10 protein-coding genes are annotated in these 11,286 nt (G+C 64.7%); 8 read left to right on the top strand and 2 right to left on the bottom strand.

The window, feature by feature from the left end; genetic code table 11:
* Window positions 1-60 precede the first annotated feature (60 nt).
* The gene (locus tag ACT531_RS08255) at window positions 61-315 is read left to right on the top strand and encodes a DUF1653 domain-containing protein (protein ID WP_015013082.1); all 255 of its coding nucleotides are present in this window, start codon (window positions 61-63) and stop codon (window positions 313-315) included.
* Window positions 316-405: 90 nt separating this feature from the next.
* Here the strand turns inward: ACT531_RS08255 and purN are convergent, their stop codons facing one another.
* Entirely contained in the window at window positions 406-987 is a 582-nt protein-coding gene (gene purN / locus ACT531_RS08250) for a phosphoribosylglycinamide formyltransferase (RefSeq protein WP_476017113.1), read from the bottom strand.
* Window positions 988-1,011: 24 nt separating this feature from the next.
* Here purN and ACT531_RS08245 point away from each other — a divergent pair, with 24 nt between their 5' ends.
* From ACT531_RS08245 to ACT531_RS08230, 4 genes are all read left to right on the top strand, one after another.
* Entirely contained in the window at window positions 1,012-1,725 is a 714-nt protein-coding gene (locus ACT531_RS08245; protein ID WP_476017112.1) for a YceH family protein, read from the top strand.
* Window positions 1,726-1,770: 45 nt separating this feature from the next.
* Window positions 1,771-2,952 (top strand): acyl-CoA dehydrogenase family protein, encoded by a 1,182-nt coding sequence (locus tag ACT531_RS08240; protein WP_409889158.1) that lies wholly within the window; start codon window positions 1,771-1,773, stop codon window positions 2,950-2,952.
* A 24-nt stretch (window positions 2,953-2,976) separates the two neighbouring features.
* Window positions 2,977-4,092, top strand: a complete 1,116-nt coding sequence (locus ACT531_RS08235; protein WP_476017111.1) for an acyl-CoA dehydrogenase family protein — start codon at window positions 2,977-2,979, stop codon at window positions 4,090-4,092.
* 88 nt (window positions 4,093-4,180) lie between these two features.
* Window positions 4,181-5,575 (top strand): alpha/beta fold hydrolase, encoded by a 1,395-nt coding sequence (locus ACT531_RS08230; protein WP_476017110.1) that lies wholly within the window; start codon window positions 4,181-4,183, stop codon window positions 5,573-5,575.
* Window positions 5,576-5,730: 155 nt separating this feature from the next.
* Here the strand turns inward: ACT531_RS08230 and ACT531_RS08225 are convergent, their stop codons facing one another.
* Window positions 5,731-6,288: an HNH endonuclease gene (locus ACT531_RS08225; protein ID WP_060984985.1), complete on the bottom strand. Its 558-nt coding sequence runs from the start codon at window positions 6,286-6,288 to the stop codon at window positions 5,731-5,733.
* 255 nt (window positions 6,289-6,543) lie between these two features.
* On the opposite strand from ACT531_RS08225, the gene ACT531_RS08220 reads away from it, so the two are divergent.
* The 3 genes from ACT531_RS08220 to lspA all read left to right on the top strand — a co-directional run bounded on the left by ACT531_RS08220 (window position 6,544) and on the right by lspA (window position 11,095).
* Window positions 6,544-7,593 carry a bifunctional riboflavin kinase/FAD synthetase gene (locus tag ACT531_RS08220; RefSeq protein ID WP_476017109.1) on the top strand — a complete coding sequence of 350 codons (1,050 nt, stop codon included), beginning with the start codon at window positions 6,544-6,546 and terminating at the stop codon, window positions 7,591-7,593.
* Between the two features lie 113 nt (window positions 7,594-7,706).
* Window positions 7,707-10,592, top strand: coding sequence for an isoleucine--tRNA ligase (gene ileS / locus ACT531_RS08215; protein WP_476017108.1), 2,886 nt, complete (start codon window positions 7,707-7,709; stop codon window positions 10,590-10,592).
* Window positions 10,592-11,095: a signal peptidase II gene (gene lspA / locus ACT531_RS08210; RefSeq protein WP_110959470.1), complete on the top strand. Its 504-nt coding sequence runs from the start codon at window positions 10,592-10,594 to the stop codon at window positions 11,093-11,095. Before ileS ends, lspA begins: the two co-directional genes overlap by 1 nt.
* The last annotated feature ends 191 nt before the right edge of the window (window positions 11,096-11,286 follow it).

Genomic DNA, 11,286 nt, shown 5'->3' with positions numbered 1-11,286 from the left:
CCCTCACTCTGGTTAATTTTTTTAAGCCGCCATCCTAACCATTCACGCCACCGCAGCACCATGACCGACGACGACCTGCCCGAACTCATCCGCACGCCACCCGGCCTGTACCGCCACTACAAGGGCATGCTCTATGAAGTGATCGACACCGTGCGCCACAGCGAAACGCTGGAACCCATGACGCTGTACCGCGCGCTGTACGGCCAGCGTGGCTTGTGGGTGCGGCCCGCCGCCATGTTTGAGGAGCAGGTACTGATCGACGGGGTGCTGCAGCCCCGCTTCCAGAAATGCGCAGAGGGGACGGCGCCCGTATAGCTGGCACCCAAAAGCGGCTTCGGTGCTCGTCCGAAAAGCGCTCTACGCTATATTTTCAATAGCAATCAGATCGCTGCAGCCGGGTGTTAGCTACAGCGTTTGAATTAGCGCCCGTACGGCGCGCGGGTAAATCACATGCTCCTGGGTCAGCACCCGGGCGGCCAGCGTCTCGGCCGTGTCATCCGGCAGCACTGGCACCACGGCCTGGTCCAGGATGGGCCCCACATCCAGCTCGGCCGTCACCTGGTGCACCGTCACGCCCGCAAACTTGCAGCCCGCATCGATGGCGCGCTGGTGCGTGTGCAGCCCGGTAAAGGCGGGCAGCAGCGAGGGGTGGATGTTGATGAGCCGCCCCGCGTAGTGCGCCACAAATGCGGGCGTCAGGATGCGCATGAACCCTGCCAGCACCACCAGCGCTGGCTGATGTCGGTCGATGGTGGCGGCCAGCTCGGCATCGAACGCCTCGCGGCTGGCAAAAGCCTTGTGGTCCAGCGCCTCCGCCACTATGTCCTGCTCGCGCGCAAACACCAGCCCGGCGGCGTCCGGTTTGTTGCTGATGACGGCCGCCACGCGGGCGCCGTAGCGCTGCTCCCAGTGCTCCTGTTGGGCCGTGCGGACGATGGTGGCCATGTTGGAGCCGCCGCCAGAGATCAGAATGACGATGTTCTTCATAAATTGCCCCGGATTATCCCAGCCATGCCTTTTGATCCTGCGACCCGCCCCCTTACCCCCAACGAAGCCCGCGTGCTGGCCACCCTGATGGAAAAGGCGCGCACCGTCCCCGACAGCTACCCCATGTCGCTCAATGGCCTGGTCACCGGCTGCAATCAGAAAACCAGCCGCGACCCGGTGATGACCCTGAGCGACACCGAGGCGCAGGAGGCGCTGGATTCGCTCAAGCTGCTGACGCTGGCGTTTGAGAGCAGCGGCAATCGCACCACACGCTGGGAGCACAACTTTCAGCGCGGCGTGGGCGTGCCCGAGCAGTCGGCCGTGCTGCTGGGCCTGCTGATGCTGCGCGGCCCGCAGACCGCCGGCGAGTTGCGCATCAACGCAGAGCGCTGGTACCGGTTTGCGGACATCTCCTCTGTCGAGGCGTTTCTGGACGAGCTGCAGGAGCGCAGCGCCGAAAAGGGTGGCCCGCTGGTCGTGCAGCTGCCCCGCGCGCCCGGCGCCCGCGAGCAGCGCTGGGCGCACCTGCTGTGCGGGCCGGTGGATACCTCCGCCAGCCATGCACCCGCAGGCGGGTCGGGCGCCAGCCCATCGCCAGCCCTGCAGGCCCGCGTGGACGCCCTGGAGGCTGAGGTGGCAAGCCTGCGCAATACCGTGCAGCGGCTATGCGCCGAGCTGGGCATTTCCCCTGAGATTTCCCCTGAGTTCAGTCCAATGTCGCCACCCGGACAGGAATAAAACGAACGACCGTGCTACAAATGCGGATCACTTGGAGACAAACCGATGGATCTCGCATTTACCCCCGAAGAACAGGCGTTTCGCGAAGAGATTCGCGCCTGGGTTCACGCCAACCTGCCCAAGGACATTTCGCACAAGGTGCACAACGCCCTGCGCCTGACCCGCGAAGACATGCAGGGCTGGGCCAAGATCCTGGGCAAAAAGGGCTGGTTGGGCTTTGGCTGGCCCAAGGAGTTCGGTGGCCCCGGCTGGACGGCCGTGCAAAAGCATTTGTTCGAAGAGGAATGCGCCCTGGCAGGCGCGCCACGTATCGTGCCGTTCGGCCCGGTGATGGTGGCCCCGGTGATCATGGCGTTTGGCAATGCGGAGCAGCAAAAGCGCTTTTTGCCCGGCATCGCCAGCGGCGAAGTCTGGTGGAGCCAGGGCTACAGCGAACCCGGTTCGGGCTCGGACCTGGCCAGCGTCAAAACCCGCGCTGAGCGCGTGGGCGACAAGTACATCGTCAACGGCCAAAAGACCTGGACGACCCTGGGCCAGCACGGCGACTGGATGTTCAACCTTGTGCGCACCAGCACCGAGGGCAAGCCCCAGACCGGCATCTCTTTCCTGCTGGTGGACATGAAGTCCAAGGGCGTCACCGTGCGCCCCATCAAGCTGCTGGACGGCGAGTGCGAAGTAAACGAAGTGTTCTTCGACAACGTCGAAGTGCCCGCCGAGAACCTGATCGGTGAAGAGAACAAGGGCTGGACCTACGCCAAGCACCTGCTGAGCCACGAGCGCACCAACATCGCCGACGTGAACCGCAGCAAGCGCGAGCTGGAGCGCCTCAAGCGCATCGCCAAGACCGAAGGCGTGTGGGACGACCTGCGCTTCCGCGACCAGATCGCCCTGCTCGAAGTCGACATCGTGGCTCTGGAAATGCTGGTGCTGCGCGTGCTGTCGGCCGAGAAGTCGGGCAAGAACTCGCTGGACATCGCCGGCCTGCTCAAGATCAAGGGCAGCGAAATCCAGCAGCGCTACGCCGAGCTAATGATGCTGGCCGCAGGCCCCTTTGCCATGCCCTTCATCGAAGAGGCCATGGAGGCCGGCTGGCAAGGCAACTTCCCCGGCGGCGTCACCGCCAACGCACCGCTGGCATCCACCTACTTCAACCTGCGCAAGACCACCATCTATGGTGGCTCCAACGAAGTGCAGCGCAACATCGTGGCTCAGACCGTCCTCGGCTGATCTCAAGTTCCAGGAGACAAGAACATGGATTTCGATTTTTCTGACGACCAGGAACAACTGCGCGACGCCGTGCGCAAGTGGGTGGACAAGGGCTACACCTTTGAGCGCCGTCGCGCGGCCGTGGCCGCCGGCGGTTTTGACCGCACCGCCTGGAACGAACTGGCCGAGCTGGGCCTCACGGCCCTCACCGTGCCCGAAGCGCACGACGGCATGGGCCAGGGCGCCATCGACGCGATGGTAGTGGCCGAAGAACTGGGCCGTGGCATCGTGCTGGAGCCCATCGCCCAGGCCTTCATCGCCAGCAGCGTGCTGTCGCACTACGCCCCCGCCGACGTGCAAGGTGCCTGGCTGCCCCGCGTGGCCAGTGGCGAAGCCCTGGTGGTGCTGGCCCAACAGGAGCGCAAGGCGCGCTACCGCCTGGATGTTTGTGAAGCAAAAGCAGCTAAAGCGCAATCAGGATATGCGGTAACAGCTATCAAAAGCGTAGTACCTGCGGGTGACAAGGCGGACGCCTTCATCGTGCCCGCACAACTGGACGGCAAGATCGCCCTCTTCCTCGTCGAACGCGCTGCGAGCGGCGTGACCACGCAAGGCTACGTCACGCAAGACGGCAGCCGCGCCGCCGAAGTGCACCTGGCCAACGCCCCCGCCACGCTCATCACCACCGACGGCCTGGCTGCGCTGGAGCTGGCCGTGGACACCGGCATCGCCGCCGCCTGCGCCGAAGCCGTGGGCGTGATGGACAAGACCGTGGCCATCACCGTCGAATACATGAACCAGCGCAAGCAGTTCGGCGTGTTCATCTCCAGCTTCCAGGCGCTGCGCCACCGCGTGGCCGACATGAAGATGCAGCTGGAGCTGGCCCGCTCGATGAGCTACTACGCAAGCCTCAAGCTCGGCGCCCCTGCCGAAGAACGCCGCGCCGCCATGGCCCGCGCCAAGGTGCAGCTGGGCCAGTCGATGCGCTTTGTGGGCCAGCAGGCTGTGCAGCTGCACGGTGGTATCGGCGTGACGGACGAATACATCGTGAGCCACTACTTCAAGAAGCTCACGCAGCTGGAAGTGACCTTTGGCGACACACTGCACCACCTGGGTGAAGTGTCCGCCCGCATGCAAGACACCGCAGGCGTGTTTGCCTGACGGTCACTGACGCAGGCGCGTCACAGCCATCAACGATGCTCGTGGATTCACTGGTCCACGGGCATTTTTTCTTTCTGGAGACAGCTTCATGAACAACATACTCTGGCTGCAACGCCGATCTCTCCTGCTGGCCACCGCTGCGGCGACCACCCTCGCCCTGGCTGGCTGCGCCACCCAAAGCCCCAGCCCGGCCGAGGCACCGCCCATCGTCTTTGTGCACGGCAACGGCGACACCGCTGCGCTGTGGCAAACCACCGTGTGGCGGTTCGAATCGAACGGCTGGCCCCGCGAGCGCCTGCACGCCATCGACGTGCCCTACCCGCTGTCGCGCGATGAGGATGCAAAACCCCAGGCAGGCCGCACATCGGCCGCAGAGCACATGGCCTACCTGAAGGCCGAGGTGGACAAGGTGCTCAAGGCCACGGGCGCCAGCCAGGTCGTATTGGTGGGCAATTCGCGCGGGGGCAACGCCATCCGCAACTACATCTACAACGGCGGCGGCGACAAGACCGTGAGCCACGCCATCCTTGGCGGCACCCCCAACCACGGCGTGTGGGCGATCCCGGGGTTCCGTGAAGGCAACGAATTTTCCGGCACAGGTCCCTTCCTCAAAGCACTGAACGCCCCCAAGAACGCAGCGGGCGACGAAGTGAGCGGCCCGGTGAAATGGATGACCATCCGCTCGGACAACAACGACAAGTTCGCCCAGCCCGACGGCCTGTGGATCGGCCAGAAAGGCACGGCCACCAACGTGACCGCCGCAGGCCCCGAACTCAAGGGCGCCACCAACGTGGTGATTCCGCGCATCGACCACCGCGAGACGTCGTACTCCCCGGCAGCGTTTGAAGCCACCTACCGATTCATCACCGGCAAGGCGCCAACACGCACCGAGATCGCTGCAGAAAAATCTGTGGTGCTGAACGGCAAGGTCACGGGCCTGGGCGTGGATTCTGCCGACCCCAAGACCGGCAACTTCAGCAACAACCTGCCGCTGGCGGGCGCACAGCTGGAGGTGTACGCCACCGACCCTGCCACCGGCGCCCGCAAAGGCAACCCGCTGCTGCGCAAAACGGTGGGTGCAGACGGCCAATGGGGTCCGCTGGCGGTTTCGCCGGGCGCACCCGTCGAGTTCGTGATCACAGCGCCGGGCTACGCCACCACCCACATCTACCGCAGTGGCTTCCCGCGCAGCAGCGACCTCATCCATCTGCGCGCAGAACGCATGGCCGATGCCGACAAGGGTGCCGACAGCGTCGTGACCCTGACCCGCCCGCGCGGCTACCTGGACCCGGCGCGCGACAAGATGCTGCTGGACGGCGCAGTGCCTGCTGGGGTGCCCGCAGGGGCCGGCGTGGCCTCGGCCAAGGTCAAGCCAGCCGGTGGCGTGCGCGCTATTGCGGCAGAGTTCAATGGCGAGCGCTTGGTGGGGCAGACTTGGCCTGCGGCCAGCGGCCACCTGGTGTTTTTGGAATTGACGTATTGAAGAACAGGGCGCTGGGCAGTATCCACATTCTTCTCAGCACCCCCCAAGAGGGGTCAAGACGGCCCTTATGGCTAGCCGCTCCGTCGCAGACAGTACGCCTAGTACGGCAAGACGGAGCAACGACGCCAGAAGGGTCGTATTGGCCACTACCCCAACTAAGCCAACAGCCGTGAAGACTTGGGGACATGGGCCATGAGGAATTCCATCTGATCGGCCAGAATGCGCCGATTGCGCAGGATGAAGTCCTCCCACAGGCTCGGCACATAGGGCGCGTACAGCAGCGGCATGTGCGCCTGCTCCGGCGTGCGCGGGCCCTTGCGGTGGTTGCAGGGGCGGCAGGCCGTGACCACGTTCATCCAGTGGTCCTGGCCGTTGCGCGCGAACGGCACGATGTGTTCGCGCGTGAGGTCTTCTTCGTGAAAACGCCCGCCGCAGTAGGCGCACACATTGCGGTCGCGGGCAAAGAGCTTGCTGTTGGTCAGGCTGGGCTTGAGCTCGAACGGGTTGATGCTGGGCACGCCCTTGGTGCCGATGATGCTGTTGATGGCAATCACCGACTGCTCACCCGATATGGCGTTGTGCCCGCCCCGGAACCGGGCAATCTGGGCACCGGACTCCCAGCGCACTTCCCCGGCGGCGTAATGAATCACCGCCTGTTCCAGCGAAATCCACGATTGGGGCAGCCCCTGGGCTGAGAGCTTCAAGACCTTCAAAACACGCCTCCTGGAACACAAAGTACACAAGGACATGACTTCCGCAAAACAGGACTCTGGCAAGTGGCCCGCCCCAAGGAAAAGGCGGTTGTTGCATCCCGATTTGCGCAAGTCCGAAAGGATTCTGAACGCAGATGTCTCGCGGGCAGCCCTGCGCGGGGCCAGCCGTGGGTCACAATATACTCTTTTTGTGACAAATTGGCGTCCTGCGCTTGATGGACCTGCGCATGGCGCTATCAAAAAGATAACAAACCGATGAAGATCTTTCGCGGATTCCACCACCCGGGCATTGCCGATGCCTGCGCGCTGACCATCGGCAACTTCGATGGTGTGCACCGGGGGCATCAGGCCATGCTGGCCCTGCTGAACAGCGAGGCGGCACACCGGGGCGTGGAAAGCTGCGTGCTCACCTTCGAGCCCCACCCGCGCGACTACTTTGCCGGGTCCCATAACAAGCCGGAACTGGCCCCAGCCCGCATCGGCACCTTGCGCGACAAGCTCACCGAATTGGCCCGCTGCGGTGTGCAACAGACCGTGGTGCTGCCGTTTGACGCGCGGCTGGCCGCCAAGTCGCCCGACGCTTTCATCGATGAAGTGCTGGTGCGCGGGCTGGGCGCACGCTATGTGTTGGTGGGTGACGATTTCCGCTTCGGCCGCCAGCGCGCGGGCGACTACGCCATGCTGGACGCGGCCGGCCAAGCCAAGGGCTTCGACGTAGCGCGCATGAACAGCTACGAGGTGCATGGGCTGCGCGTGTCCAGTTCCGCCGTGCGCCAGGCGCTGGCCGCAGGTGATATGGAGGCCGCCGCGCGCCTGCTGGGGCGGCCTTACACCATCAGCGGCCATGTGGTGCATGGCCGCAAACTGGGGCGCGAGCTGGGCTCCACGGCAGAGGGCGCGGGTGACGGGTTTCGCACGCTCAACCTGCGGTTTGCGCACTGGAAGCCTGCCGCCAGCGGCATCTTTGCGGTGCTGGTGCATGGCCTGGCCGATGGCCCGCTGCCGGGGGTGGCTAACCTGGGCGTTCGCCCCTCGCTGGACCCGAACGACGTCAACGGCGGTCGCGTGCTGCTCGAAACCCATTGCCTGCACTGGCCCGCCGAACTGGGTGCCGAAGGGGCGTACGGTAAAATCGTGCGCGTGGAACTGCTGCACAAACTGCACGACGAGCTGAAGTACGACGGTCTGGACGCCCTGACAGCGGGCATTGCCAAAGACTGTGCGGATGCGCGCGCCTACTTTGCATCGGCCCACGCCCCCAATCACACCGAGACCCGGCGTCAGACCACGCGCGACCGAATTTAGGGGGCTGCCTGCGCAGCGCCTGCCCTGCAGGCCCGACACCTCTCGCGTTTCGCTCCCTGTTTCCCCGCATTGCTCCGGGCCCGCCCCGGAATGCCCCGTTTTAAGGCTCCCTCATGTCCGACAACGCCAGCACGCCCACCTCCACTGCCCCGGATTACCGCAGCACCCTGAACCTGCCCGACACCCCCTTCCCCATGCGCGGCGACCTGCCCAAGCGCGAGCCGGGCTGGGTGAAGGAATGGGAAGACAAAGGCATCTACAAGCGCCTGCGCGACGCTCGCCGGGGCGCGCCCAAGTTCATCCTGCACGACGGCCCGCCCTACGCCAACGGCCAGATCCACATGGGCCATGCGGTCAACAAGATCCTCAAGGACATGATCACCAAGGCGCGCCAGCTCGAAGGCTTTGACGCGCTGTACGTGCCCGGTTGGGACTGCCACGGCCTGCCGATCGAAAACGCCATCGAGAAGAAACACGGCCGCAACCTGAGCCGCGACGACATGCAGGCCAAGAGCCGCGCGTTCGCCACCGAGCAGATCGCGCAGCAGATGGTGGACTTCAAGCGCCTGGGCGTGCTGGGCGAATGGGACAGCCCCTACAAGACCATGAATCCCGCCAACGAGGCGGGCGAAATCCGCGCGTTCAAGCGCGTGATGGAGCGTGGCTTTGTGTACCGGGGCCTCAAGCCTGTGTACTGGTGCTTTGACTGCGGCTCGTCGCTGGCCGAGTTCGAGATCGAATACCAGGACAAGAAGAGCACCACGCTGGATGTGGCCTTCAAGTCGCACGACCCGGCCAAGCTGGCGGCCGCCTTTGGTCTGCCTGCACTGACCAAGGACGCGTTCGTGGTCATCTGGACCACTACTGCCTGGACCATCCCTGCCAACCAGGCCCTGAACCTGAACCCCGAAATCACCTACGCGCTGGTGGACGCGGGTGAACGCATCCTGCTCGTGGCCGAGCCGCTGGTGGCCTCGTGCCTAGAGCGCTACGGCGTCACCGGCAGCGTGCTGGCCACCACCCTGGGCAAGAACCTGGGCGGGCTGGAGTTTGAACACCCCCTGTACGACGTGGCCAGCGAAGACGGCAGCTTCGGCTACCGCCGCCTGTCGCCCGTGTACCTGGCCGACTACGCCACGGCCGATGACGGCACGGGTATCGTGCACTCGTCGCCCGCCTATGGCCTGGAAGACTTCAACTCCTGCCGCGCGCATGGCATGGCGCTCGACGAGATCCTGAACCCCGTGCAGGGTAACGGCACCTACGCGGCCGACTTCCCGCTGTTTGGCGGCCAGCACATCTGGAAGGCAGTGCCCGTCATCATCGAGGCCCTGCGCAACGCGGGCCGCCTGATGACCACCAAGGACATCACGCACAGCTACCCGCACTGCTGGCGCCACAAGACGCCCGTGATCTACCGCGCGGCTGCCCAGTGGTTCATCCGCATGGACGAAGGCGAAGGCGTGTTCACTAAAGCAGGCATGAAGCCCGCCAAGACGCTGCGCCAGATCGCGCTCGATGCGATCGAGCACACCAGCTTCTACCCCGAGAACGGCAAAGCCCGCCTGCACGACATGATCGCCGGCCGGCCCGACTGGTGCATCTCGCGCCAGCGCAGCTGGGGCGTGCCCATCCCGTTCTTCCTGCACAAGGATTCGGGCGAACTGCACCCGCGCACCATGGAAATCATGGACCAGGCGGCCGACATCGTCGAAAAGGGTGGCATCGAGGCCTGGAGCCGTGTGACGACCGAAGAAATCCTGGGCGCTGAAGACGCGCCGCATTACACCAAGAGCACCGACATCCTGGAAGTGTGGTTCGACTCCGGCTCCACCTTCAGCCACGTGCTGCGCGGCACGCACCCCGAGGTGCACCACGACACGGGCCCCGAGGCCGACCTGTACCTCGAAGGCCATGACCAGCATCGCGGCTGGTTCCACAGCTCGCTGCTGCTGGCCTCGGCGCTGGAAGGCCGTGCGCCGTACCGCGGCCTGCTGACCCACGGCTTTACCGTGGACAGCCAGGGCCGCAAGATGAGCAAGTCGCTGGGCAACGGCATCGACCCGCAAGAGATCAACAAGAAGCTGGGCGCTGAAATCATCCGCCTGTGGGTGGCCGCGAGCGACTACTCCGGCGACATTGCGGGCGACGAGAAGATCCTGGCGCGTGTGGTGGATGCCTACCGCCGCATTCGCAACACGCTGCGCTTTTTGTTGGCCAACGTGAGCGACTTTGACCCGGCCAAGGACGCCGTGCCGTTCGAGCAGATGCTGGAGATCGACCGCTACGCACTCACCCGCGCGTCCGAGTTCCAGGCCGAGGTGCTGGCCCACTACAAGGTTTACGAGTTCCACCCGGTAGTGGCCAAGCTGCAGCTGTACTGCTCTGAAGACCTGGGCGGCTTCTACCTGGACGTGCTCAAGGACCGCCTGTACACCACGGCGCCCAAGAGCCTGGCGCGCCGCAGTGCGCAGACAGCGCTCTACAACATCACGCACGCCATGCTGCGCTGGATGGCGCCATTCCTCTCGTTCACGGCGGAAGAGGCCTGGAAGGTGTTCGGCAGCTCCGACTCCATCTTCCTGGAGACCTACGGCAACGTGGCGGGCGTGGGTGCCGGTGCCGACGAGGGCCTGCTGGCCAAGTGGTCGCGCATCCGCGAGATTCGCGATGCGGTGAACAAGGAGATCGAGGCCCTGCGCGCTGCGGGCCAGGTGGGCTCCTCGCTGCAGGCGACGGTCACGCTGACGGCTGCGCCCGAGGACCATGCGCTGCTGGCCAGCCTGGGCGATGACCTGAAATTCGTGTTCATCACATCCGCTATCGATTTGGTAGCTGGTAGCGCTTTACAGATCAGCGTCAAACCCAGTTCTGATACCAAATGCGAACGCTGCTGGCACTACCGCAGTGATGTGGGCAGCGACGCCGCCCATCCCACCATCTGCGGCCGCTGCACCAGCAACCTGTATGGCGACGGCGAAAGCCGGGCACACGCGTGATGGCGCGCTCTACACAAGCCGGTCGTACCGGCGTGGGCATGTGGCCCTGGCTGGCATGGGCGGTGTTGCTGATGGGCGCCGACCAGATCACCAAGACGCTGATCCTCAACCACTACCAGCTGGGCGACTCCACGTTCATCACCAGCTTCTTCAACATCGTGCGCGCGCACAACACCGGCGCAGCGTTCTCGTTCTTGTCGGACGCGGGCGGCTGGCAGCGCTGGCTGTTCACCGGTATCGGCGTGGCGGCCACGATCTTCATCGTGTGGCAGCTGCGCGCGCACCCGGGCCAGAAGCTGTTCAGCTTTGCGCTGTCCAGCATTCTGGGTGGCGCAGTGGGCAACGTGGTGGACCGGCTCATGCACGGCTATGTGGTGGACTTCTTGCAGTTCCACTATGCGGGCTGGTACTTCCCGTCGTTCAATCTGGCCGACTCGGCCATTACCGTGGGTGCGGCCTGCCTGATCCTGGACGAGCTGCTGCGGGTACGGCGCGAGCGCTGAGGCCCCACTGGCTTTACCCCCTGAACGGCCCGCTGCATGCGGGCCGTGCTGTTTGTGCGGAGCAACGCACCCAGCGCCGACATGGGCATCTGCTCCGGCGCTATGGAATCAGGAGTATGCTTATGTGTCAGTTTTATGACAGCCCGGTGCGCGCGCTTCTTGCATTGGCCTCTGGGTCTGGTCATTGCAGG

The sequence above is a fragment of the Acidovorax sp. DMC1 genome (assembly GCF_056314325.1).
The sequence above is the reverse complement of the archived record's forward strand: the minus strand, read 5'-3'. Positions and strand labels throughout refer to the sequence as shown.